Annotated in this window: 22 protein-coding genes and 1 pseudogene; 14 read left to right on the top strand and 9 right to left on the bottom strand. The window is 67.5% G+C overall.

Annotation, left to right across the window (positions count from 1 at the left end):
- Positions 1–106: 106 nt before the first annotated feature.
- From G6N54_RS29430 to G6N54_RS07635, 8 genes and pseudogenes are all read left to right on the top strand, one after another.
- Positions 107–268: pseudogene (locus G6N54_RS29430) on the top strand (DMT family transporter); the annotation flags it as partial.
- A gap of 545 nt (positions 269–813) precedes the next feature.
- Complete coding sequence (locus G6N54_RS07665) at positions 814–1,752, top strand: DMT family transporter (RefSeq protein ID WP_170313033.1); 939 nt, start codon at positions 814–816, stop codon at positions 1,750–1,752.
- A 35-nt stretch (positions 1,753–1,787) separates the two neighbouring features.
- Positions 1,788–2,477 carry a class III extradiol ring-cleavage dioxygenase family protein gene (locus G6N54_RS07660; RefSeq protein ID WP_163789437.1) on the top strand — a complete coding sequence of 230 codons (690 nt, stop codon included), beginning with the start codon at positions 1,788–1,790 and terminating at the stop codon, positions 2,475–2,477.
- A gap of 52 nt (positions 2,478–2,529) precedes the next feature.
- Complete coding sequence (miaA, locus tag G6N54_RS07655; protein ID WP_163789434.1) at positions 2,530–3,471, top strand: tRNA (adenosine(37)-N6)-dimethylallyltransferase MiaA; 942 nt, start codon at positions 2,530–2,532, stop codon at positions 3,469–3,471.
- Positions 3,472–3,531: 60 nt separating this feature from the next.
- Positions 3,532–4,398, top strand: a complete 867-nt coding sequence (gene dapF / locus G6N54_RS07650; protein ID WP_163789433.1) for a diaminopimelate epimerase — start codon at positions 3,532–3,534, stop codon at positions 4,396–4,398.
- Between the two features lie 46 nt (positions 4,399–4,444).
- Positions 4,445–5,884 carry a GTPase HflX gene (gene hflX / locus G6N54_RS07645; protein WP_163789431.1) on the top strand — a complete coding sequence of 480 codons (1,440 nt, stop codon included), beginning with the start codon at positions 4,445–4,447 and terminating at the stop codon, positions 5,882–5,884.
- Positions 5,885–6,017: 133 nt separating this feature from the next.
- A complete protein-coding gene (locus tag G6N54_RS07640; RefSeq protein WP_163789429.1) occupies positions 6,018–7,178 on the top strand; it encodes an acyl-CoA dehydrogenase family protein in 1,161 nt (386 codons plus the stop codon).
- 546 nt (positions 7,179–7,724) lie between these two features.
- Positions 7,725–10,049 carry an LGFP repeat-containing protein gene (locus G6N54_RS07635; RefSeq protein ID WP_163794579.1) on the top strand — a complete coding sequence of 775 codons (2,325 nt, stop codon included), beginning with the start codon at positions 7,725–7,727 and terminating at the stop codon, positions 10,047–10,049.
- 19 nt (positions 10,050–10,068) lie between these two features.
- Here the strand turns inward: G6N54_RS07635 and lexA are convergent, their stop codons facing one another.
- Complete coding sequence (lexA, locus tag G6N54_RS07630; protein WP_163789427.1) at positions 10,069–10,770, bottom strand: transcriptional repressor LexA; 702 nt, start codon at positions 10,768–10,770, stop codon at positions 10,069–10,071.
- A 293-nt stretch (positions 10,771–11,063) separates the two neighbouring features.
- Between lexA and G6N54_RS07625 the strand changes: the two genes are divergently transcribed.
- The 3 genes from G6N54_RS07625 (at position 11,064) to G6N54_RS07615 (ending at position 12,671) form a co-directional block, all read left to right on the top strand.
- Positions 11,064–11,558: a LysM peptidoglycan-binding domain-containing protein gene (locus G6N54_RS07625; protein WP_163789425.1), complete on the top strand. Its 495-nt coding sequence runs from the start codon at positions 11,064–11,066 to the stop codon at positions 11,556–11,558.
- A gap of 157 nt (positions 11,559–11,715) precedes the next feature.
- Positions 11,716–12,180 (top strand): transcriptional regulator NrdR, encoded by a 465-nt coding sequence (nrdR, locus tag G6N54_RS07620; protein WP_163789423.1) that lies wholly within the window; start codon positions 11,716–11,718, stop codon positions 12,178–12,180.
- A 5-nt stretch (positions 12,181–12,185) separates the two neighbouring features.
- Positions 12,186–12,671: a peroxynitrite isomerase gene (locus G6N54_RS07615; protein ID WP_163789421.1), complete on the top strand. Its 486-nt coding sequence runs from the start codon at positions 12,186–12,188 to the stop codon at positions 12,669–12,671.
- A 10-nt stretch (positions 12,672–12,681) separates the two neighbouring features.
- On the opposite strand, the gene G6N54_RS07610 is transcribed toward G6N54_RS07615, so the two are convergent.
- The 3 genes from G6N54_RS07610 to G6N54_RS07600 are packed head-to-tail and all read right to left on the bottom strand — an operon-like array spanning position 12,682 to position 15,444.
- On the bottom strand, positions 12,682–13,368 hold the full coding sequence (locus G6N54_RS07610; RefSeq protein WP_163789419.1) for a PhzF family phenazine biosynthesis protein: 687 nt from the start codon (positions 13,366–13,368) through the stop codon (positions 12,682–12,684).
- A 38-nt stretch (positions 13,369–13,406) separates the two neighbouring features.
- Positions 13,407–14,435, bottom strand: coding sequence for an alpha/beta fold hydrolase (locus tag G6N54_RS07605; RefSeq protein ID WP_163789417.1), 1,029 nt, complete (start codon positions 14,433–14,435; stop codon positions 13,407–13,409).
- A gap of 34 nt (positions 14,436–14,469) precedes the next feature.
- A complete protein-coding gene (locus tag G6N54_RS07600; protein ID WP_163789416.1) occupies positions 14,470–15,444 on the bottom strand; it encodes a proteasome assembly chaperone family protein in 975 nt (324 codons plus the stop codon).
- Between the two features lie 208 nt (positions 15,445–15,652).
- On the opposite strand from G6N54_RS07600, the gene G6N54_RS07595 reads away from it, so the two are divergent.
- Positions 15,653–16,474 (top strand): trypsin-like serine peptidase, encoded by an 822-nt coding sequence (locus tag G6N54_RS07595; RefSeq protein ID WP_163789414.1) that lies wholly within the window; start codon positions 15,653–15,655, stop codon positions 16,472–16,474.
- Between the two features lie 58 nt (positions 16,475–16,532).
- Here G6N54_RS07595 and sthA read toward each other — a convergent pair whose 3' ends face one another.
- Positions 16,533–17,939, bottom strand: a complete 1,407-nt coding sequence (sthA, locus tag G6N54_RS07590) for a Si-specific NAD(P)(+) transhydrogenase (protein ID WP_163794578.1) — start codon at positions 17,937–17,939, stop codon at positions 16,533–16,535.
- Positions 17,940–18,053: 114 nt separating this feature from the next.
- Between sthA and G6N54_RS07585 the strand changes: the two genes are divergently transcribed.
- Entirely contained in the window at positions 18,054–19,112 is a 1,059-nt protein-coding gene (locus tag G6N54_RS07585) for a DUF4192 domain-containing protein (RefSeq protein ID WP_163789412.1), read from the top strand.
- Positions 19,113–19,115: 3 nt separating this feature from the next.
- Here G6N54_RS07585 and G6N54_RS07580 read toward each other — a convergent pair whose 3' ends face one another.
- The 3 genes from G6N54_RS07580 to G6N54_RS07570 form a co-directional block, all read right to left on the bottom strand.
- Complete coding sequence (locus G6N54_RS07580) at positions 19,116–19,805, bottom strand: metal-dependent transcriptional regulator (RefSeq protein ID WP_163789410.1); 690 nt, start codon at positions 19,803–19,805, stop codon at positions 19,116–19,118.
- Between the two features lie 136 nt (positions 19,806–19,941).
- Positions 19,942–20,904, bottom strand: a complete 963-nt coding sequence (gene sigB, locus G6N54_RS07575) for a sigma-70 family RNA polymerase sigma factor SigB (RefSeq protein WP_163789408.1) — start codon at positions 20,902–20,904, stop codon at positions 19,942–19,944.
- A gap of 149 nt (positions 20,905–21,053) precedes the next feature.
- A complete protein-coding gene (locus G6N54_RS07570; RefSeq protein ID WP_163789406.1) occupies positions 21,054–21,497 on the bottom strand; it encodes a DUF3099 domain-containing protein in 444 nt (147 codons plus the stop codon).
- Between the two features lie 45 nt (positions 21,498–21,542).
- On the opposite strand from G6N54_RS07570, the gene G6N54_RS07565 reads away from it, so the two are divergent.
- Complete coding sequence (locus G6N54_RS07565) at positions 21,543–21,782, top strand: DUF3039 domain-containing protein (RefSeq protein ID WP_197939577.1); 240 nt, start codon at positions 21,543–21,545, stop codon at positions 21,780–21,782.
- On the opposite strand, the gene G6N54_RS07560 is transcribed toward G6N54_RS07565, so the two are convergent.
- Positions 21,783–22,787: a YihY/virulence factor BrkB family protein gene (locus G6N54_RS07560; protein WP_163789403.1), complete on the bottom strand. Its 1,005-nt coding sequence runs from the start codon at positions 22,785–22,787 to the stop codon at positions 21,783–21,785.
- Positions 22,788–22,796: the final 9 nt, after the last annotated feature.

Below are 22,796 nucleotides of genomic sequence, written 5' to 3'. Positions count from 1 at the left end.
TATGCCGCAACCTGATTGTCGCGACTGGGACCGCCCGCTGTGCAACAGTGGGTGCACCCAGCACGTTTCCCCGTCGACCGCCCGTGACCTCGGAGAGAACCCGCGTATGGACAAGGTGGATATCGCCGCGCTGCTCGCGTTGAGTTCCGCGCTGTGCGTCGCGATCGGCGACGTCCTCCAGCAACGCGCGACGCACCGGATCACCGACACTTCGCTCGGCCAGATGCAGCTGTTCGCAAAGCTGGCCCGCAATCAGCGGTGGCGGTGGCCGCGACCGCCGAGCTCGCCCGCGTCGACGCCGTCGCGACCAGCAAACGGGTCGAGGCGGCGCTCGGTGACGCCGCTCGGCAACTGGCCTAGCTTCCGCACCGAGGCCGGGTAACGGTTCGGTTCCACCGTCTCCGGGGCCGTAGGGGCACCGCGCCGAGCCGGTACCGTGTGAGTGACAATTGGTGTTGCTGGTACTTGTGGGGCTGGAGGGGGCACGCCAAGATAGCGTGGGTGGGATCGCTGACTTGACCCGCTGCACGGCGGTCGGGATCGTTGTCGTCAACCGAGCGGAACGACGGCCGGCTTCGCGGCGGGGACGCCATGGGGGGCGGGATTTTCGGTCGTTCGGACGTCACCGGCCAGCCATAGCCGAGCCACAGGTTCCGCATAGGTTCGTGAACTAGTTATTGCGCAGGACCGTTTCTCCGGAATGTGACGCGGGTCATTTCTCCGCTCACACGACGGAAACGGTTCCGAAACGGGTAGTGAATACCCGCCGCAGATGATGGCCCATGCGGCTGGATGTCGGGGAGGAGGTCGCAGATGGAGAAAACCGATATCGCCGTGGTTCTCGCCCTGCTCGCCGCGTTCGCGTCGGCACTGGGGAACGTCGTGCGTCAGCGTTCAGCGCAGGAGATCACCGACAAGCCGGTGGGCCACCTCGAGCTCTTCCGGATGTCGGTGCGCGACGGCAAATGGTGGCTGGGGGCCGGCGGAGCCATCGCCAACTACGCGCTGCAGGCCGCCGCGCTGACGCTCGGCTCGGTGATGCTGGTCACGTCGCTGCAGGTGACGGCGCTGCTGTTCGCGCTGCCGATCTATGCGCGGATGACCCGGCGCTCGGTCACCCGCTGGGAATGGACCTGGGCGCTGCTGCTCGCCGCCGCGCTGGCCGTGGTGGTCGTCGTGGGCGATCCGGATCCCGGTGCCTCGCGTGGCTCGGTGCAAACCTGGATGGTGGTGGCCCTGGTGATGGGGCCGGCACTGGTGTTCTGCGTGTGGGGCGCCCGGCAGTGGCCAGGCTCGGTGGCCGCGGTGCTGCTGGCCATCGTCGCGGGTTCGTCGTTGGCACTGTTCGCGGTGCTGACCAAGGCCGTGGTGGTGATCGTCGGCGATGGCGTTGGTGCGCTGTTGAGCGCACCGGAGTTCTATGCGTGGATCGCCGCCGCCCTCGCGGGCATGATCTTCCAGCAGTCGTCGTTCCGCGCCGGTTCGCTGACCGCCTCGCTGCCGACGTCGGTGGTGGCCAAGCCGGTCGTCGGCTCGATCCTCGGCATGGCCGTGCTCGGTGAGTACCTCGACTGCAACGGGATCGCGAAGGTGGCTCTCGCCATCGGTGTCGTGGTGGTGGCCGTGGCGACCGTGGCCCTGGCCCGCGGCGAGGCGGCGACGATGTCGAGCAGTCTCGCGGAGAAGCTGGCGAAAAAAGCACTGCGCCGATCGGGCGAGGTGCGTCTCGCCGAGGCGGAGTGCCGCAGCTGACGGTTGGCCCACTGGGCGTCGATTAGTTTGATCTCGTGCTGAGCGCCATCGCGATCGTCCCCTCCACACCGCTGCTGGTGCCCGAGCTCGCCGGGGCGGCGGCCGCCGAGTTGGCCGACCTGGCCACCGCGGTGCAGGCGGCGGCCGCGCTGCTGCCTGCACCGCGGTGGATCGCGATCGGGACGGGCGGCACCGACGATGCGCTGGGCCCCCACGTGATCGGCAGCTTCGCCGGATACGGCGCCGACGTGCGCGTCCAACTCTCGCCGCGAGCCGCCGGGGCCGTGGCCGACTTCCCGCTGTGTGCGCTGATCGCCGGCTGGCTGCGCGGCCAGGCCCGCCCCGACGCCGGCGTGCTGGTGCGGGTCTACCGCGGGGACCACGACGCCGACACGGCGCTGGGGATCGGCAGGCGGCTGCGCGCCGAGATCGACCACGCACCCGACCCGGTCGGCGTGCTGGTCGTCGCCGACGGCGCGAACACGCTGACGCCCGGCGCGCCCGGCGGTTATGACCCCGCCGGCCTTGATGCCCAGCTGGCGCTCGACGACGCCCTCGCCGACGGCGACGGCGCCGCACTGGCCCGGCTGCCGGAGCGGATCCTCGGGCGGGTCGCCTTCGGTGTGCTGGCCGGGCTGACCGAGCCGGGCCCGCATTCGGCCAAGGAGCTGTATCGGGGAGCGCCCTACGGGGTGGGGTACTTCGCCGGGGCCTGGCAGCCGTGAGACCCGCGGCGATCGCAAGCTCGGCGGTACGCCGGGCGCGCCGGGTCGACGCATGAGACCCCTGGCGATCATCGGCCCCACCGGGACCGGCAAGTCGCAGCTGGCCCTCGACGTCGTCGAGCAACTCAGCGGCGAGGTGGGCGCCGAGATCGTCAACGCCGACGCCATGCAGTTCTACCGCGGCATGGACATCGGGACGGCCAAGCTGCCCGTCGACGAGCGCCGCGGCATCCCGCATCACCAGCTCGACGTCCTGGACGTCACTCAGACCGCGACCGTCGCGCGCTATCAGCGAGCCGCCGCCGCCGACATCGAGGCGATCGCGGCCCGCGGCGCCGTGCCGGTCATCGTGGGCGGCTCGATGCTCTACGTGCAGTCGCTGCTCGACGACTGGACGTTTCCCGCCACCGACCCCGCGGTGCGGGCGCGCTGGGAGCAGCGCCTCGCCGACGTCGGGGTGGGGATGCTGCACGCCGAGCTGGCCCGCGTCGACCCGACCGCCGCCGCGGCGATCCTGCCGACCGATGCCCGTCGCACGGTGCGCGCGCTCGAGGTCGTCGAGCTCACCGGCCAGCCGTTCGCCGCGTCCGCGCCCCGCATCGGCGCTCCGCGGTGGAGCACGGCGATCGTCGGATTAGACTGTGACACAACCATTCTCGACGAGAGATTGGCCCGCCGGACCGAGACGATGTTTGCCCAAGGCCTGGTCGACGAGGTCCGCGAACTGCTGCTCGACGGACTGCGCGACGGCGTCACCGCGTCGCGAGCGCTGGGCTATGCGCAGGTGCTTGCCGCTCTCGATGCCGACGACCCCGATGCCCTGCGCGATGCGCAGGAACTGACGTTCGTCGGCACCCGGCGTTACGTGCGACGCCAGCGGTCGTGGTTTCGCCGCGACCACCGGGTGCACTGGGTCGACGTGGGCACCGCGACCGAGGCCGACCGGGCCCGCGTCGTCTCGGACGCGCTGCGGGCGTGGCGGCACGTACCCTGAACAGGTGATCCGCGCCGCGACGATGCTCCCGGCGCAGCCGGGATCGGAGGAGCGGCGCGCATGATCTTCGCCAAGGGCCACGGCACCCAGAACGACTTCGTGCTGCTGCCCGACCTCGACGCCGAGCTGGAGCTCACCCCGGCGCGGGTGGCCGCCCTGTGCGACCGCCGCCGTGGGTTGGGCGCCGACGGCGTGCTGCGGATTACCACCGCGCGCGCCGCGGGCGAGGCCGGAGTGCTCGATCGACTGCCCGACGGCGTCGGCGCGGACGACTGGTACATGGACTACCGCAACGCCGACGGGTCGACCGCGCAGATGTGCGGCAACGGCGTGCGGGTGTTCGCGCACTACCTGCGCGCCAGCGGGTGCGAGTCCCGCGACGACTTCGTCGTCGGGTCGTTGGCGGGGCCGCGGCTGGTCACGATGCACCACGTCGGCCCGACCAACGCCGACGTCACCGTCGACATGGGCAAGGCCAACCGGCTGGGGGCGGGGGAGGCCTTCGTCGGAGGAAGGCGGCTGCGCGGGCTGGCCATCGACGTCGGCAATCCACACCTGGCGTGCGTCGACCCGCAGCTGACCGGCGAGGAGCTCGCCGCGCTGGATGTCGCCGCGCCGGTGCAGTTCGACCGGGCACAGTTTCCTGAAGGCGTCAACGTCGAAGTGCTGACCGCGGCCACCGGGGGCGTGGTGCAGATGCGGGTGCACGAGCGCGGGGTGGGCGAAACCCGTTCCTGCGGAACCGGAACGGTCGCGGCCGCGGTGGCTGCACTCGCCGACGCCGGGGCGGACACCGGGACGTTGACGGTGCGGGTGCCCGGGGGCGACGTCGTCGTCACCGTCACCGACGCCACCAGCTACCTGCGCGGGCCGTCGGTGCTGTTGGCGCGTGGCCTAGTGAGCGAGGACTGGTGGAGCGCCCAATAATTCGGATGCACGTCTCGGATTTGGCGTGCACTATTGCTAATTGCCTATGACACACCCTGAAACCCCGTACCACGACCAGCCGGCCGAGCCCAGCGTCGGCGAACTGGCTCTCGAAGACCGATCGGCACTGCGCCGCGTTGCCGGGCTGTCGACCGAACTCGCCGACATCTCCGAGGTCGAGTACCGGCAGCTGCGGCTGGAACGCGTTGTGCTGGTGGGGGTGTGGACCGAAGGCAGTGCGGCCGACAATCAGGCCAGCCTGGCCGAGCTGGCCGCCCTGGCCGAAACCGCGGGCTCGCAGGTGCTCGAGGGACTGATTCAACGCCGTGATAAGCCCGACCCGTCGACCTACATCGGGTCGGGCAAGGCCCAGGAGCTGCGCGAAGTGGTGCTGGCCACCGGCGCCGACACCGTAATCTGCGACGGCGAGCTGTCGCCGGCCCAGCTGACCGCGCTGGAGAAGGCCGTCAAGGTCAAGGTCATCGACCGCACCGCGCTGATCCTGGACATCTTCGCCCAGCACGCCACCAGCCGCGAGGGCAAGGCGCAGGTGTCGCTGGCTCAGATGGAGTACATGCTGCCGCGGCTGCGCGGCTGGGGTGAGTCGATGTCCCGGCAGGCCGGTGGCCGCGCCGGCGGCAGCGGCGGCGGTGTGGGCCTGCGTGGTCCCGGTGAGACCAAGATCGAGACCGACCGGCGCCGCATCCGCGAGCGAATGTCCAAGCTGCGCCGCGAGATCAAGGACATGAAGCAGGCCCGCGACACCCGGCGCAGTCGTCGCCTGCACAGCGATATGCCGTCCATTGCGATCGTCGGTTACACAAACGCCGGCAAGTCCAGCCTGCTCAATGCGCTCACCGGGGCGGGGGTGCTGGTGCAGGACGCGCTGTTCGCCACCCTGGAGCCCACCACCCGGCGTGCCGAATTCGATGACGGACGCCCGTTCGTGCTCACCGACACGGTCGGCTTCGTGCGTCACCTGCCCACCCAGCTGGTCGAGGCATTCCGCTCGACGCTGGAGGAGGTCGTCGACGCCGATCTGCTGGTGCACGTCGTGGACGGCTCCGACGTCAACCCGGTCGCCCAGATCAACGCGGTGCGCCAGGTGATCTCCGAGGTCATTTCCGACCACAAGGGCGAGCCGCCGCCGGAGTTACTGGTGGTCAACAAGATCGACGCGGCAAGCGATCTGATGCTGGCCAAGCTTCGGCACGCGCTGCCCGGCGCGGTGTTTGTCTCGGCACACACCGGCGACGGCATCGACGCGCTGCACCGGCGGATGTCCGAACTGGCCGCTCCCATCGACGCCGCGGTCGACGTGGTGATTCCCTACGACCGCGGCGACCTGGTGGCGCGCGTGCACGCCGATGGTCGCGTCGAGCAGGCCGAGCACAACTCGGTGGGCACGCGGATCAAGGCCCGGGTTCCGGTGGCGCTGGCCGCCAGCCTGCGGGAGTTCGGCGCGGCGGGCGACGAGGTCTCCTAGCCCGGGGCGGCGAGGTCTCGTAGCCGCGGCACGGCGCGATGGCCCGACCCCGATCCGCCCCGGGCCAGCTGCCGACCAACCGTCTGGTTGGTATATGTTGGGCGGCAGAGTTCCTGGCGGCCGGAGGTTTTCCATGAGCAGCGCAATCAAGTACCAGCGCACCCTGTTTGAACCCGAGCACGATTTGTTCCGCGAGTCCTACCGGGCCTTCCTCGAGCGCCATGTAGCGCCGTACCACGACGAGTGGGAGAAGGCGAAGATCGTCGACCGCGGTGTCTGGCTGGAGGCCGGCAAGCAGGGATTCCTCGGCATGGCGGTGCCCGAAGAGTACGGCGGCGGCGGCAACCCCGACTTCCGGTACAACACGATCATCACCGAAGAAACCACCGCCGGGCGATACAGCGGGATTGGCTTCGGACTACACAACGACATCATCGCGCCGTATTTGCTGGAGCTGGCCAACGAAGAGCAGAAGCAACGCTGGTTGCCGAAGTTCTGCACCGGGGAAATGATCACCGCAATAGCGATGACCGAGCCCGGAACCGGCAGCGACCTGCAGGGCATCAAAACCCGCGCGGTCAAACAGGGTGATCACTACGTACTCAACGGCGCAAAGACGTTCATCACCAACGGAATCAACTCCGACCTGGTGATCGTGGTCGCGCAGACCGATCCGGACAAGGGCTCGCAAGGCTTTTCGTTGCTCGTCGTTGAACGCGGCATGGAAGGCTTTGAGCGCGGCCGACATCTGGACAAGATCGGACTCGACGCGCAGGACACCGCGGAGTTGTCGTTCACCGACGTCAAGGTTCCCGTCGAAAACCTGCTCGGCGAGGAGGGCAAGGGCTTCATCTACCTGATGCAGAATCTGCCCCAGGAACGGATCAACATCGCGGTCATGGCGGCCGCCGCGATGGAGCAGGTGCTCAACGCGACACTGCAATACACCAAGGAGCGCAAAGCCTTTGGCAAGCCGATCGGCAGTTTCCAGAACAGCCGCTTCGTGCTGGCCGAGCTGGCGACCGAGGCCACCGTGGTGCGCATCATGGTCGACGAGTTCCTGCGCTTGCATCTGGACAAGAAGCTGACGGCCGAGCAGGCGGCGATGGCCAAGTGGTACTCCACCGAGAAGCAGGTGCACCTGATCGACCGGTGTCTGCAGCTGCACGGCGGCTACGGCTACATGCGCGAATACCCAGTCGCTCGTTCCTATCTCGACGCCCGCGTGCAGACCATCTATGGCGGCACAACCGAGATCATGAAAGAGATCGTCGGGCGCAGCCTCGGGGTCTAGCCGCGTGGTTGCGACCCCGGTCGGCTAACGTCGGCAGCGGTGAACCAATCTTGCTGTCACGCAACAACGAATCGTCGACGTACGGGCGCGGCCCGCGCGGATGGTGACACGAACCAAGCAGAACTAGTCGGCTTACGCTGTCATTGCTTGGGTTTGCGGCAAAATAGTCGTTGCCCATGAATCGCTCTTTTGCTCGAGTGGATAGCCGGCGCCGCGCGTGCGGTCGGCGCACGCCTATCGGTTGCGTGCAGCGCGTAATCGCCCACCCTCGGCGTGTGCCAAGGCAGGATCGGTCGCGACACGATCGTCGTCCCGCATCATTTCGACATCGGAGTGGTCTCCGTTTTCGTAATATTCGCGAATTGCCTTCGTATTTCTCGTTCGCTGGAGCAAAGTTATGCGAGCCCGGCGATAATACGAACTCGGTGGGGTTCGTAACCCGCGTTTGGGATACCAACCCTCGCAGGGGCCACAGGGTACGGGCATGGCCATACATAAGGGCATATCCGTCGGCTGGGAGGCTTGGTGAACGGGAAGAGAGGTCACGTGCGCAGGCTCGCCGGTCGGGCGCTGATCAGCGTGGCGACCACAGCGTTGGCCATCGTGCTGTTTGCACCCACCGTCTCCGCGTCGCCGATCGGTGACGCCGAAGCCGCCATCATGGCCGAGTGGAGCAAGGCCGGCGGCGACACCTCACCGCTCGGACCCCGCAAGGGCGATGTCTACCCGGTCGCCGACGGCTTCGTGTGCGACTTCGACGGCGGCAAGATGTACTTCACCACCGCCACCGGCGCCAAATTCATCTACGGCCCGATCCTGGAAAAGTACGACATGCTGGGCGGCGCGGCAGGCAGCGATCTGGGCTTTCCGACCATCAACGAGGTGCCCGGCCTGGCCGGTCCGGACAGCCGCGTGGCGACGTTCTCGGCCAGCGACAAGCCGGTGATCTATTGGACGCCCGATCACGGCGCGTTCGTCGTGCGCGGCGCGCTGAACGCCGCCTGGGACCGGCTCGGCAGCTCGGGCGGCGTGCTCGGCGCCCCGGTCTCCGACGAGAACTACGACGGCGAGGTGTCGTCGCAGAAGTTCAGCAACGGCCAGATCTCCTGGAACCGCAAGACCAAGGAGTTCACCACCGAGCCGGCGAATTTGGCCGAACAGCTCAAGGGCCTGCAGGTTGCGATCGATCCCGCCGCGGCCATCAACATGGCCTGGCGCGCGGCCGGCGGCGTCAACGGTCCGCTGGGCGCCAAGCAGGGTGGTCCGAATCCGATCGGCGGCGACGGCGTCGTCCAGAACTTCGCCGGTGGCAAGGTGTTCTTCAGCCCGGCCACCGGGGCGGCCGCCGTCGAAAGCGACATCCTGGCGAAGTACGAGGCCGTCGGCGGCCCGGTCAGCAGCGACCTGGGTTTCCCGACCGCCAACGAGTCCGACGGCGGCGTCAGCCCCAACAGCCGGATCGTCACGTTCTCGGCGGCCGATAAGCCGGTGATCTTCTGGACCTCCGACCACGGCGCCTTCGTGGTGCGCGGCGCGATGAAGTCCGCCTGGGACAAGCTGCGTGGTCCCACCGGAAAGCTGGGCGCGCCGGTCGGCGATCAGACCGTCGACGGCGACGTGATCTCGCAGAAGTTCACCGGCGGCAAGATCTCCTGGAGCCGCGCCAAGAACGCCTTCTCCACCGACCCGGCGAACCTGGCCCCGCTGTTGTCGGGCCTGCAGGTGTCGGGGCAGAACCAGCCCAGCAGTACAGCGATGCCGCCGCACGCCAAGAAGTGGTTCACCTGGAGCTGGTGGTACCTGTTCGCCCTGGTACCGCTGCTGGTACTGGTGCTGCTGGCGGTGTTCGTGGCCTTGCGGTGGCGCCGGCATCGCGCCGGCCGCAACAGCGCGCCGTACGACCTGGAGCGCGACGTCGACGTCGGCGGTTATGACGATGCGGGCGAACCGCGCTGGGGACCCGACTACGCGGACAGCTCCACCGAACACCTGTCGTTCAGCGACGCCCACGCACCCGAGCACCGGGACGCCGCTGGTGTGCCGGTGGCTCGGTGGCCGCACGGACCCGAATCGGCCGACCTGGACGAGGACGGGGGCTATGGCGAGCCGGCGCGGCGCGTCTCCGAGGAGGAGTGGGACGAGTTAGCGGTCGACGAGCGGGATCCCGACTCGGTCGACACCGATTCCATCCCTGTGGTGTCGGCGGACGATCTGATCGAGGCCGGCTATGGCGATGAGTTCCCGGAAGCGGGCTACCCCGACGATGCCGACGTGCCTGAGGTCGCGTATCCGGAGGCCGTCGCGGAGGACGACTATGCCGATGCGGTCGCCGCCGGTTATCCGGAATTCCCCGACGAGGATGCCGCCTACGCGGAGGCGGGCTATCCCGGTGCCGACGAGGAGGGGGCGGCCTATCCCGAAGAAGAGCCGGAGGCCGCGTATCCCGATGTCGCCGTGGCGCATACCCCGCCGGACCTTGCCGGCGGCGCCGCGTCCGGTGCTGCCGCCGCGGGCGCTGCGGCTGCCGGTGGTGCCGCCGCGGGTGAGGCAGCATCCGGCCTGGCGGCGGCGCTCGGTGCCGCAGCCGGCCCCGCCCGCAGAGCTGGACGGCACGCGGCCGCGGACGCCGACGACGAAATGGACATCGCGTCGGCCGCGAGCTTCGGTGCGCTCGGCCCGGCCGGGCGCCCGACCATCCACCTGCCCCTGGAAGACCCGTACCAGATACCCGACGGCTATCCGATCAAGGCGAGCGCGCGCTTCGGGCTCTACTACACCCCGGACAGCGACCTGTACCACGACACGCTCGCCGAGATCTGGTTGTCCAGCGAGGAAGCCGCGCTGGTCAACGGCTTCGTGAAAGCCGACTGACGCGCCGCAGGTGCCGGCGCTATACCTTGCGGATCACCGTCACGACCTTGCCGAGCACGGTCGCGTCATTGCCGGGGATGGGATCGAACGCCGGGTTGTGCGGCATCAGCCACACCTGATCACCCGCACGCTTGAACGTTTTGACGGTGGCCTCGCCGTCCAGCATGGCGGCGACGATGTCGCCGTTGTCGGCGACGTTCTGCTGCCGTACCACGACCCAGTCGCCGTCGCAGATCGCGGCTTCGATCATCGAGTCGCCGACCACCTTGAGCAGAAACAGGGTGCCCTCGCCGACCAGCTCGCGGGGCAGCGGGAAGACGTCCTCGACGGCCTCCTCGGCCAGGATCGGTCCACCGGCCGCGATGCGCCCGAGCACCGGGACGAACGTGGGTTCCGGCAGGGCGTCGGAACCCACGACCTCGGTGGCCGGCGCGGCCGCCCTCGCATCATCGGCGCCGCGGACGTCGACGGCCCGCGGGCGGTTCGGGTCGCGGCGCAGGTACCCCTTGCGCTCGAGGGTGCGTAGTTGGTGAGCCACCGAAGAGGTCGACGTCAGGCCGACGGCGTCGCCGATCTCCCGGATGCTGGGCGGGTAGCCACGGCTGGTCACCGACTCGCGGATGACGTTCAAGATGGTGCGTTGCCGCTGGGTAAGCGATGAATCCACGGAATGCAGCGGGCCGTTGGAGCCGGTTGCCGAGGTGTCCTTGCTGTCGCTCATGGCACTGAATGTAGCCTCCCCGAACCCGAGAATCAAACATGTGTTCGACTGGCGTGTCGTGACGATGCATATGGAGGCTAAAGACCCTAGAACGGCTGAATCACACGTGTGTAACTTTTACGTAGACCGGGTATTCGCGGCGGCATGACAGTTCTGGCGACACCCCAGTTCTGTCGGTGGCGTGGTCTAGCGTTTTGCTCGTGCGACACGCTCCGCTCAAATGTTCGAATTTCGAACACACGAGCGATAGTGTCGAACACGCGAGCGAGGATTAGTTGACCGGAGGAACGCACATGACGCTCATGCACACAGTCTCACCGCGGACCAGCAACGTGCGGCGCCCGAGCCCGAGCGATGGGCTGGTCGCACGGCCTCGCTACGACCAGGAGCGCGTGCTGCGGTCGCGCCGGTCTGCCCAGTCACGGCCCGCCGGAGCGCCGATGTGCTACCGCGGCACCGGTGTCTCGATGTCGGACGCGCCGCATCGCAGCCGCCCGGTCAAGCTGGGGACGACGATCGGGCTAGCCCTGATGGCCGGAATCATCACCCTCTGGCTGGGCCTGGTCGCGAATCTCGGCCAGATCGCCAACGGCGACTCCGCTGCCGCTCCGGTGCCGGACCGGTTGTCCGTCGTGCAGGTCGAGCCGGGCGAGTCCCTTCAGGACCTCGCACACCGGGTCGCCCCGGAGGCACCGGCCCGCCAGGTCGCCGAGCGCATCCGCGAACTCAATAACCTGAGCTCGCCGGCGCTGGCCGCCGGCCAGACCCTGATTGCGCCGGTCGGCTGACCGCGCAACCGCGTGGTGCGAAAACCGCTGTACGCCAACGCTCCTCGGGGCCCCCATCGGCGGCAGCCCGCTTGTGACGGCTGCATTGGCCCGGCGGGGGAGCGCACGGGTACGCTCGGAGTGTTCCGCGAGATGCCGGCACAGCGAAGGAGCGGTCATGCATTGTCCGTTCTGCCGCCATCCCGACTCCCGGGTGATCGACTCCCGGGAAACCGATGAAGGCCAAGCCATTCGGCGCCGGCGGTCCTGCCCGGAGTGTGGGCGCCGCTTCACGACGGTAGAAACCGCGGTGCTGGCCGTCGTCAAGCGCAGCGGTGTCACCGAACCGTTCAGCCGCGAGAAGGTCATCAAGGGGGTGCGCCGCGCATGTCAGGGCCGTCAGGTCGACGAGGATGCGCTGAATCTGCTGGCCCAGCAGGTGGAAGACGCCGTGCGTGCCGCCGGCTCGCCGGAGGTGCCCAGCCATGAGGTCGGCCTGGCGATCCTCGGCCCGCTACGCGACCTGGACGAGGTGGCTTACTTGCGCTTCGCCTCGGTATATCGATCCTTTTCGTCTGCCGACGATTTCGAACGCGAGATCGCGGCGCTTCGCAAGCACCGCAAAGTATCGACACCGAGCTGACGCCTATGCCCGGCGACTTGCATCCTGACCTCGAGGCGCTCGCGCCGCTGCTCGGCACCTGGGCCGGCCGCGGTTCGGGCGAATACCCCACGATCCAGCCCTTCGAGTACCTCGAAGAGATTGTGTTTTCCCATGTGGGCAAACCGTTTCTGGCCTACGGGCAAAAAACGAAGGGGGCGGCCGACGGTAAGCCGATGCACGCCGAGACCGGCTACCTTCGAGTGCCGCAGCCCGGACATGTCGAGCTGGTGCTGGCTCACCCCAGTGGCGTCACCGAAATCGAGGTCGGCACCTATTCCGTGATTGGCGATCTGATCGAAATCGAACTCGCCACCACGTCGGTCGGATTGACTCCGACCGCCAAAGAGGTTTCCGCTCTTGGCCGTTCCCTGCGCATCGAAGGCGACCAGCTGTCGTATTCGGTACGGATGGGCGCGGTAGGGCAGCCCCTGCAGCATCATCTCGGTGCGGTGCTGCATCGAGAGTCCTGAATACGCTCGCTCAGTCCAGTTGTGTCACACCGTCGTTGACGACGCGGCCGGCGACCCGGACCCAGCCCTCGGGGCTCCGCCCGGTCTCTAGCATCGATCCCCGGCCCTGCGTGATGCTCAGGTCGCGGCTGAGATGGTCGGTAATCCGTAGCGCGGCGGAGCCGGTCGCTTCATCTTCGGGCACACCGAGGTTCGCGACGAACGTCCGGGAGCGCAGCGAGCCGGCCGACCGGTCGATCCAGGCCCACAGGTAGTGAGCGGTGTCCTCGGGAAACTCGTCCGGGTCGGCCGCGAGAAGCCGGTCAACGGAGTCGAATTCGTGCATGGCGTATTCGGGACCCCATTCCGAGCGGGCGGTGACGCCCACCAGGTCACCCGTGTAGTGCACCTGCACGACGCCGGCCGGAACCGCGAGCGTGTTGATCGGCGTGCCGTTGGCGCGCAGCCACCACGACGCCCCGACGGTCGGGTGCCCGGCGAACGGAAGCTCGGTGCGCGGGGTGTAGATGGTGGCTTGGGCAGTGGTTGCGCCGGCGGCCGGAAGATCGATGAATACCGTTTCGCTGTAACCCAATTGGGTGGCCAGCTGTTGACGCGCGGCGGGAGCGACCGCGGCGGCGTCGACGACGCCCAAGGGATTACCGAATTTGCCGTCTCGGTCGGTGAAGACACGCAACACCGTCACATCGATACCCATGGCCCGACTGTACGGGCCGGGTCAAACCGATCGATTGTCTAAGTCGCGCTGCGTTCGTCGGAGCCCATCGCGTTGAGCACCGCGACGCGGGTGTCGGCCGAGCCCGTGACCGCGGACTCCCTTCCGGTGCGCAACAACCCGCGAAGGGCCGCTTGGTCGTATTCGGCGGGTGCGGTGGTGTCAATGAAGCGCTGGACGACGTCGATGAAGCGGGCCGGGTCTTCGTGGAACGGGAAGTGGCCCGAGCCTTGGAAGATCTCCAGGCGGGATCCAGGCATCGCGGCGTGTGCCATCCACGCGTGGCGCACGGGAACCACCACATCCTTGGTTCCCCAGACGATCTGCACCGGAATAGCCTCGGTCAAATAACATCGATCCAGGAACGTGACGATCTGCCCGCGCCAGTCCACGACGGCCCGCAACGTCCGGCTGAACGCCGATGAGGCGGTCGGCTCCGGCAAATCATCCAGGATGCGCAGCACATTCGGCAGATCGCGACCCAGCCCGGTCGATCCGATCGCCAGCCCCGCGAGCCGTCCCGCCAGCTGGACGGCCGGCAGTACCAGGGGCAGCCGCAGCAGCGCCAACGCCTCCGTCCCTACCGGCAGTGAGGCCAACCGGAAGGCGACGTTGACGTCCTTGGTGACGCCGCCAGCGGCGACCAGGATGAGCCGCTCGACCAGATGTGGGAACTGGTACGCGAATTGCATCGCCACCCCGCCGCCGAGCGAATGCCCGACGATGGTCACGCGCTCGATGTCGAGCACGGACAGCAGGTCGCGCATCCCGTTGGCGTAGCCGGCCACCGAGTAGTCGGCGCGCGGTTTGTCGGACTGCCCGTGTCCCAGCAGGTCGGGGGCGATCACCGTGAACCGCTGGGCGAGCTTGGCCTGCACGGTATTCCAGGTTGTGGAGTTGTCGCCGATACCGTGGATCAATAGGATCGCCGGCCCGGAGCCGGCAATGCGAAACGCTCGCTTGTACCCGTGGATGGTGCGGTACTCGAGGCGGGGGGTGGTCGCTTCCCGCACTGGACGAAGATTGCTCTTGCGCTTCCGCTCAGTCATCTCGCCACCCTTTTTGTCGCGCCCCGTCGGACGGTTAAGCCGGGTCGTCGTCGTCGCGCTTCTTCTCCGCCTGCTGGGCTAGGAATCGCTCGAACTCGGCACCAAGCTCGTCGCCGCTAGGAAGGTCTTCGTCGCGCGATAGTAACGACCTGTTTTCCTGAGCGTCGATGAACGCATCGTACTGGCGCTCGAGGGCGGCCACCACTTGAGCCACCTCGGCGCTCGCCTCGACCTGCTCGTCGATCTTGGCCCGAATCTCGGCCGCTGCCTCGGTCAACCCCGACAGCGGGAGGTCCAGCGACCCGGTCTTGGCGACCTGTTCGAGCAGCGCATGCGCGGCGGCGGGGTAGTCGGTCTGCGTCAGGTAGTGCGGGACGTGGACGGTGAAACCGACCACCTCATGGCCGTGCTGACCCATCCGGTACTCCAGCAGGTTGGACGCACTTCCCGGGACCTGAATCTCGGAGATCCACGGTTGGAAATCGGTGATCAGCTCGCGGTTGTTGGAGTGCGCCGTCAGCGTGATGGGTCTGGTGTGCGGAACGGCCATCGGAACGGTGCCCAGGCCGATGGTTTGCCGCACTCCCAGCCGCTCGGCCAGCAGGCGCACGGCGTTGATGAAGCGCTCCCACTTGAGATCCGGTTCCATACCGGCCAGCAACAGAAATGGCGTACCGACGCTGTCGCGCACCGCGTACAGGCTCAGCTCCGGGTCCTCGTAGCTGGTGAAATGGTCGGTCTTGAAGCTCATTAGCGGCCGGCGCGAGCGGTAGTCCAGCAGCTCGTCGATCGCGAACGACGCGACCAGCTCGGTGTCCAGGGCGGCCTTCAGGTGGGCGGCGGCCAGCCGTATCGCGTGGCCCGCGTCCGAGAAGCCCTCCAAAGCGTGTACCAGCACCGGGCCGCGGCCGTCCGACGTCACCAATTGGGGAGCCGGGAACTCCAGCTCGTACATGCCGGGTTGCCCTGGCTGGTAGTACAGGTCGTCGTCGCTGCGCTCGTTAGACATCGGGCTTGCCTCCTCTCGGGGGTTGCTCCAGGGTGCCCTAACCAGTGTCCCCCGAATCAATTGGCACCAGTACTTGAAACGGGATGACGCTCGAACGTAATCCGGATGGAACAATTCCCGCGACACCGGCTCTGCCAGCAAATCTACCGCCGCGGCGAGATGCGTCGAATTCCGCTCCCACCCCCGTGGTCGGGCATCATGGGAGCCGATGCAGGTCCGGATGCTGCTGCTATGCCCACTGGTCAGCCTGGCGACGATACTCGCGTCGTGCGGGCACTCCGTGCTGTATGTGTCGCTGCCCACCAGCACGCAGACCCCGAAACCGACCAAAACCGTGCAGCGCCTCAGTCAGCCCGAGCCGGGCCCCGTCGCGGCCCCGGTGGATCCGGACCGGCGGGTTGGAGCAATCTTCTTGGACGGCAGCGCCCAGCACGTGTGCACGGGCTCGGTGCTGCATTCCGCTACCGGCAACCTGGTGCTGACCGCCGCGCATTGCCTGGCCGGAGCTGCCCAGATCACTTTCGTGCCCGGTTTGTCCGGCGACGGGGTGCCCCCCGATCTGTGGACGGCCGACAACATTTATCTGGACCCTCGCTGGGTCGCCAGTAAAGATCCGCACGCCGACTACGCGATCGCGCGGGTCAACAGCGACCACGGTGGTTCGGTGGAGGCGCGGGCGGGGCTGGCGCTGACCCTGGGCTCGGCCCCGCCGCCCAGCAGCCGCGTCACCGTGGTGGGGTATCCGAGCGGGGTGGGCGGCTCGCCGATCGGCTGTCAGGGCAGCACGGCGGTGACCGACGGCGGATTTCCCTCGCTGGTATGCCAAGGCCTGGTCGGCGGCACCAGTGGCGCGCCGTGGGTCAACGGCACCACGGTCGTCGGGCTGATCGGCGGGCTCGAACGTGGGGGCTGCGCCGAGAACGTGTCCTACTCCGCACCGTTCGACGACCACATCGTCGCGCTGTTGGCCCGCGCCGAAGCCGGCGGCCCGGGTGACTCGGTGCCGGTCGACGTGGACGACACCTGCTAGACCCGTTGGCGGCGATCCGCCTCGCCCGGCGTCGCCGCGCTCGCGATCGCGGCTGACGTCAGCGGCGGAACTGGTTGAGCGCGCGCACCTTGTTCATCACGTCCAGCGCGGCGACCTTGTAGGCCTCGGAGAACGTCGGGTAGTTGAACACCGCGTCGACCAGGTACTCGACGGTGCCGCCGCACCCCATCACGGCCTGTCCGATGTGCACCATCTCGGTCGCGCTGGTGCCGAAGATGTGCACGCCGAGCAGCTTGAGGTCGTCGGTGGACACCAGCAGCTTGAGCATGCCGTAGGAGTCGCCGGCGATCTGGCCTCGGGCCAGCTCCCGGTAGCGGGCCATGCCCACCTCGTAGGGGATCGCGTCCTTGGTCAGTTCCACCTCGGTGGCACCGACGTAGGAGATCTCGGGAATCGAGTAGATGCCGATCGGCTGCAGGTCGGTGATGCCGTCGCACGCTTCGCCGAACGCGCGGTAAGCGGCCAGGCGCCCCTGCTCCATCGACGTCGCGGCCAGAGCGGGAAAACCGATCACGTCGCCGACGGCGTAGATGTGGGGCACCTTCGTCGCGAAGTTGTCGTCGACGAAGATCCGGCCGCGGTTGTCGGCCTCCAGCTCGGCGTTGTGCAGATCCAGGTGGTCGGTTTGGCCTTGGCGCCCAGCGGAATACATCACCGTCTCGGCAGGAATCTGCTTGCCGCTGGCCAGAGTGGTGATGGTGCCGGCCGAACCGACGTCGACGGCGGTCACCTCTTCACCGAACCGGAACGTCACCGCCAGGTCGCGCAAATGGAACTTCAGCGCCTCGACGACCTCGGGGTCGCAGAAGTCGAGCATGTCGTTGCGCTTCTCCACGACGGTCACCTTGGTGCCCAGCGCGGCGAACATCGACGCGTACTCGATGCCGATCACACCGGCGCCGACCACCACCATCGAGGTGGGCAGCGACTTGAGGTCGAGGATTCCGTCGGAGTCGAGCACCCGGTGTTCGTCGAACTCGACGCCGGGCGGTCGCGCCGGCCGGGTGCCGGTGGCGATCACGATGTATTTGCCACTGATGGTTAGCTTTTCGCGTCGGGAGGGGTCTTCGATCTCGACGGTGTGCGCGTCGATGAACCGCCCGTGTCCGATCAGCAGGTCGATGCGATTGCGCATCAGCTGGTTGCGGATCACGTCGACTTCCTTGCCGATCACGTGCTGGGTGCGGGCCAGCAGGTCGGCCGGGGTGATCTTCTCCTTGACGCGGTAGCTCGCGCCGTAGAGTTCGCGCTGGCTCATCCCGGTGAGGTAGAGCACCGCCTCGCGCAACGTCTTTGACGGGATGGTGCCGGTTTGCACACACACGCCGCCCAGCATCTGGCCGCGTTCGACGATCGCCACAGACTTGCCCAGCTTGGCCGAGGCGATGGCGGCCTTCTGCCCGCCCGGCCCCGAGCCGATCACGATCATGTCGTATTCCTGCATCGATCCCATGGGATAGACGATAAAGCCCACAGTCCAGACTTTCTCCACAGACGAATGGCCCGACGGCGGTGTGCGAGCGGGATCTGACGGTGGCGGCCATCAGCGTTGTGCCTCATGACACCGCATGCACCCGATTTTGAACTGAACCGTCCCGGCGCCCTGATCGCCGCGCTACCGGCCGTTCTCGGCTTTGTTCCGGAGAATTCATTGGTCTTGGTGTCGTTGGACGGCGGTGAGCTCGGGGCGGTGCTGAGGGTCGATCTCTGCGAAGAGCTCACCGGCCGAATCGGGCACCTGGTCGAGGTGGCCGCCGCCGCGGCGCCCGAGGCCGCGATCGCCGTGATCATCAACGAGGACGGCGCCGGATGTCCGCAATGCAACGACGAGTATCGGCAGTTGTGCACGATGCTCGCAGAGATGTTGTCGGAGTACAACATTGAGCTCTGGGCCGCGCATGTGGTGGACCGGGTGGCCCACGGCGGGCGGTGGCATTGCGTGGACGGCTGCGGCGCGAGCGGAACAGTCGACGATCCGTCCGCGTCGCCCCTGGCCGCCGAGGCGGTGCTGCAAGGCCGGCGGCTGTACCCACGTCGCGCCGACCTGCAGGCCGTTCTGGCGGTCGAGGATCCGGCCCGCAGCGCCGCGCTGACCGATGTGCTCGGCGAGCAGGCGCAAACCCGTGCGACGGCGCATCGCACGGATCCGGCGGGCTGCGGCCGTCGCGACGTGGAAAGCGCGCTGGCCGCGGCCGGTCGCGTCGGGGGCGGGCAACCGCTGACCGACGCCGAGCTGGCCGTGCTGGGCTGCGCGCTGCACGACGCACAGGTGCGCGACATGTTGTACGCGCTGGCGGTCGGCGAGAAGGCCGGGGAAGCCGAGGCGTTGTGGGCGGCGCTGGCGCGCACGTTGCCCCCGCCGTGGCGGGTCGAGGCGCTGGTGTTGCTGGCATTTTGCAACTACGTCCGCGGCGACGGCCCGCTGGCCGGGGTGTCGCTGGAGGCCGCGCTGCGCTGCGATCCGAACCACCGGATGGCGGGCATGCTCGATACGGCGTTGCAATCCGGTCTGCGACCGGAACAGATCCGCGAACTCGCGGCGACCGGCTACCGGCTGGCAAAGCGGCTCGGGTTGCAGCTGCCGCCGCAGCGGGTGTTCGGCCGCTGCGCCGGGTAGGGGTCAGACTTTCTCGACCTTGACCGCGTGCGCCATCTCGTGCGGCAGCGTGACGTTCTCGTGCCCGGGTATCAGGATGGTGACCCCGGCGGGGCCCGTCTCGACGGTGACCCGCGCATTCGGCACGACGCCGGCATCCTTGAGCCGCGCGATCAGATCGATGTCGCCCTGCACATGCTCGGTGAGCTGGCGCACGACGACCGCGACCGGCGACCCCGCCGGCAACTCGGTGAGCCGGACCAGGTTCACGTCTTCGCCGCCGGAATCCGGACCCACGCCCAGGTCCAGCAAACCCGGAATCGGGTTGCCGAACGGGGAGGTGGTCGGGTTGTTGAGCACCTTGACCAACCGACGCTCGACATCCTCGCTCATCACGTGCTCCCACCGACATGCCTCGGCGTGGACTTCTTCCCACGGCAACCCGATGACGTCGACTAGCAGTCGCTCGGCGAGGCGGTGTTTGCGCATGACGGCGATCGCCAGGGCGCGCCCCTTGTCGGTGAGTTCCAGGTGCCGGTCACCGGCCACGTGAAGCAGTCCGTCGCGCTCCATCCGGGAGACGGTCTGGCTGACGGTCGGCCCGCTCTGGTCGAGTCGTTCGGCGATCCTGGCACGCAGTGGAGTGGCGCCCTCTTCCTCGAGGTCGTAAATGGTCCGCAGGTACATCTCGGTGGTATCAACCAGGTCGTTCATTCAGCACCCTCCATTGACGCCGAGTCTACTTGGCCAGCTGCCGAAATGGGTCTAACGCATCCCTAGGCAAGCAAGTATGCCCGCCGCGGAATTGCGGCGGGCATACTGTGGGCGCTACGCGGCTGAGTGGGGTGCCTCAGCTCGCATACGAGCGCAGTCGGTCGGCGCGCTCACCGTTACGCAGCTTGGCCATCACGTCGCGCTCGATCTGACGGACCCGCTCGCGGGACAGACCGAATAGCTTGCCGATCTGGTCCAGCGTCCGCGGCTGCCCGTCGTCCAGACCGAAACGCAGCCGGATCACTTGGTGCTCACGCTCATCGAGAGTGGCCAGCACACTGCGGATATCGGTGTGCAGTAGCTCGGCGATCACCGCGTTCTCCGCCGACATCGCCTCGGCGTCCTCGATGAAGTCGCCCAGTGGGGCTTCCTCCTCGGAACCGACCGGCATGTCCAGGCTTACCGGGTCGCGGCTGTGCTCGAGCAGATCGTTGATCTTCTCGACCGGGATGCCGGACTCGGTGGCCAGTTCCTCGTCGGTGGCTTCGCGGCCCAGGTTCTGGTGCATCTCCCGCTTGATCCGGGCCAGCTTGTTGACCTGCTCAACGAGGTGAACGGGCAGCCGGATGGTGCGGCTCTGGTCGGCCATACCACGGGTGATGGCCTGGCGGATCCACCACGTGGCGTACGTCGAGAACTTGAATCCCTTTGTGTAGTCGAACTTCTCCATCGCGCGGATCAGTCCGAGGTTGCCCTCCTGAATCAGGTCGAGCAGCGGCATCCCCCGGCCGGTGTAGCGCTTGGCCAGTGAGACCACCAGACGCAGGTTGGCCTCGAGCAGGTGACGGCGCGCGGCCTGCCCATCACGTACGACGGCGGCAAGATCGCGTTTGCGGTTCTCGCCAAGGCGCTTCCGCGTCGCGAGCAGATGCTCGGCGTATAGTCCGGCCTCGATGCGCTTCGCCAGTTCGACTTCGTCCGCGGCGGTCAACAACGCCGTCTTCCCGATGCCGTTCAGATATACGCGCACGAGGTCCGCTGCAGGGCTCTGAGCATCTAGATCGCTGGTGTCGATCCTGCCTGTGATGGCATTCGCCATGGCGGCCTCCCGATTGGCTTGTAGCTGTTACGGTGTTAAACGACATTTCAGCCCTGAGAGTTCCCGCACCGCCGTCATCTCACACGCTTTGACGTGCACAAATGTGCCGTCGACCTGAGAATGTCCTGAGAAGTGTGCTCAGACGCCGGTTAACCGGAACCGGCGTCGTATCCGGGACCCGGGTTGTACTCGCGGTCGGGCGAGCCCGGTTGCGGCCGCGGGGGGCGCGGCGCCTCGAGTGCCGGCCGCTCGGCCGTCGGGAACAACGGGGTGCGCCGAGCGGCATCGTCGAACCGGCGGGGCTCGTCCTTGCGGCGGGGCGGCCGGTCGTTGGCGATCAGGACGGCCATCCAGGGCAGCGGCAACGACACGGCGATGATTGCCAGCGAGATAAGGCCGTTGTGCCAGGCGCCGTATGCCAGTGCGGCCAGGATCAGTGCCGGGATGCGAAACGACATCATCGTCAGGTACTTACGGACCCGCGCGCGGTGCTGTTCTTCGTATGACGGTTCGGCGGCAGTGATCAGCACCGGCCGGCCATCGTCATCGAACCCCAACTCCGGGCCGCGCTTCATCACTCCACTGTCCCACATCCGGCCGATTCCGGTTGGGGCGCCTTGGCAGGCACAATGGCACGTATGCAGACCCAGACGATCGAACGCACCGACACCGACGAACGCGTCGACGACGGGACCGGCAGCGACACCCCCAAGTTCTTCCACTACGTCAAGAAGGACAAGATCGCCGAGAGCGCGGTCATGGGTAACCATGTGGTCGCGTTGTGCGGTGAGGTCTTTCCCGTGACGCGGGCGGCCAAGCCGGGCTCACCGGTGTGCCCGGATTGCAAGAAGATTTACGAGCAGCTCAAGAAGGGCTGATCAGGTCGTCGGCTCCGCCGGCACGACATCGCGGTCTTGGGTGGCGGGATTAGTCGTCACCGGATTCTGCAGCGCTTCGGCCGTCTTCTTCAGGGCGGGCGAACGCGCAAACAGCCAGTTGCGTAGCCGGTGCGCGTGGGTGCGCCCCGCCGGGAATTCCTCCTGGATCGCGGCATTGAGCTCGGCGCCCAGCATGATCGCGAATCCGCCGAAGAAGGCGAACAACAGAAACGCGATCGGGGTGGACAGCGCGCCGTAGGTGTAGCCGGTGCTGGTGATCCAGCCCAGGTAGACCCGCAGGCCCAGCGTCGCGATCACGAACACGGCGGTGGCAAGGACGGCACCGTAGAGAAGTCGATGCGTCGGCAGTGGCTCCGGCAGTGACACCCGGTACAAAATGACGACACCCATGATCAGCCCCAGGACCAGTGCCGGGTAGTAGCCGTAGCGCAGCATGTTGGCCAGGCTGTCGGGGATGTGTTCGGACACGGTGCGCGGGCCCACCACCAGGACCGGCGCGGACACGACGGCGGCCACCAGCCCCACCACGTAGAGGAACAACGCGAAGAACCGCTGGCGCACCGGAGGGCGCAGTGGCGTTTGATCGTGTGCCTCGACGACCGAATCGACGAAAGCCGAGACGGCCGACGACCCCGCCCACAACGACAGCAAAAAGCCGAGCGACACCACCTCGCCGCGGGCGTGCGCGGTGATGTCGCGCACGGTGGGCTCGATGATCTCGTTGACGACGCTCGACGAGAAGAGACTGTGCGCTGCCGAGATCGCGCTCTTCTCGATGCTGGGCAGCGCGTCCGGCCCGAACAACGGCGCCACGTAAGCCAAGCTGCCCAGCATTCCCAACAGCAGCGGTGGTGTCGAGAGCGCCGACCAAAAGCCCGCTTGCGCGGACTCGGCGAAGATTGAGTCGTCCCAGCTTTTTCCGAGCGTCCTTCGCGTGATTCGCCAGATGTGATGGCGGGAAGGCCTTACGGTCTGATCACTCATACCGGTCCA

Origin of the sequence: Mycobacterium stomatepiae (assembly GCF_010731715.1) — a bacterium.
GTDB lineage: Bacteria > Actinomycetota > Actinomycetes > Mycobacteriales > Mycobacteriaceae > Mycobacterium > Mycobacterium stomatepiae.
This window is presented reverse-complemented; position numbering and strand designations above follow the sequence as displayed.

What these genes read in the sequence shown, in the direction of transcription:
- G6N54_RS07665 (WP_170313033.1), top strand. Translation starts at nt 814, where the DNA reads ATGGAGAAAACCGATATCGCCGTGGTTCTCGCCCTGCTCGCCGCGTTC.
- miaA (WP_163789434.1), top strand. Translation starts at nt 2,530, where the DNA reads ATGAGACCCCTGGCGATCATCGGCCCCACCGGGACCGGCAAGTCGCAG.
- dapF (WP_163789433.1), top strand. Translation starts at nt 3,532, where the DNA reads ATGATCTTCGCCAAGGGCCACGGCACCCAGAACGACTTCGTGCTGCTG.
- hflX (WP_163789431.1), top strand. Translation starts at nt 4,445, where the DNA reads ATGACACACCCTGAAACCCCGTACCACGACCAGCCGGCCGAGCCCAGC.
- G6N54_RS07640 (WP_163789429.1), top strand. Translation starts at nt 6,018, where the DNA reads ATGAGCAGCGCAATCAAGTACCAGCGCACCCTGTTTGAACCCGAGCAC.
- lexA (WP_163789427.1), bottom strand. Translation starts at nt 10,770, where the DNA reads ATGAGCGACAGCAAGGACACCTCGGCAACCGGCTCCAACGGCCCGCTG.
- G6N54_RS07625 (WP_163789425.1), top strand. Translation starts at nt 11,064, where the DNA reads ATGACGCTCATGCACACAGTCTCACCGCGGACCAGCAACGTGCGGCGC.
- nrdR (WP_163789423.1), top strand. Translation starts at nt 11,716, where the DNA reads ATGCATTGTCCGTTCTGCCGCCATCCCGACTCCCGGGTGATCGACTCC.
- G6N54_RS07615 (WP_163789421.1), top strand. Translation starts at nt 12,186, where the DNA reads ATGCCCGGCGACTTGCATCCTGACCTCGAGGCGCTCGCGCCGCTGCTC.
- G6N54_RS07610 (WP_163789419.1), bottom strand. Translation starts at nt 13,368, where the DNA reads ATGGGTATCGATGTGACGGTGTTGCGTGTCTTCACCGACCGAGACGGC.
- G6N54_RS07605 (WP_163789417.1), bottom strand. Translation starts at nt 14,435, where the DNA reads ATGACTGAGCGGAAGCGCAAGAGCAATCTTCGTCCAGTGCGGGAAGCG.
- G6N54_RS07600 (WP_163789416.1), bottom strand. Translation starts at nt 15,444, where the DNA reads ATGTCTAACGAGCGCAGCGACGACGACCTGTACTACCAGCCAGGGCAA.
- G6N54_RS07595 (WP_163789414.1), top strand. Translation starts at nt 15,653, where the DNA reads ATGCAGGTCCGGATGCTGCTGCTATGCCCACTGGTCAGCCTGGCGACG.
- sthA (WP_163794578.1), bottom strand. Translation starts at nt 17,939, where the DNA reads ATGCAGGAATACGACATGATCGTGATCGGCTCGGGGCCGGGCGGGCAG.
- G6N54_RS07585 (WP_163789412.1), top strand. Translation starts at nt 18,054, where the DNA reads ATGACACCGCATGCACCCGATTTTGAACTGAACCGTCCCGGCGCCCTG.
- G6N54_RS07580 (WP_163789410.1), bottom strand. Translation starts at nt 19,805, where the DNA reads ATGAACGACCTGGTTGATACCACCGAGATGTACCTGCGGACCATTTAC.
- sigB (WP_163789408.1), bottom strand. Translation starts at nt 20,904, where the DNA reads ATGGCGAATGCCATCACAGGCAGGATCGACACCAGCGATCTAGATGCT.
- G6N54_RS07570 (WP_163789406.1), bottom strand. Translation starts at nt 21,497, where the DNA reads ATGTGGGACAGTGGAGTGATGAAGCGCGGCCCGGAGTTGGGGTTCGAT.
- G6N54_RS07565 (WP_197939577.1), top strand. Translation starts at nt 21,543, where the DNA reads ATGCAGACCCAGACGATCGAACGCACCGACACCGACGAACGCGTCGAC.
- G6N54_RS07560 (WP_163789403.1), bottom strand. Translation starts at nt 22,787, where the DNA reads ATGAGTGATCAGACCGTAAGGCCTTCCCGCCATCACATCTGGCGAATC.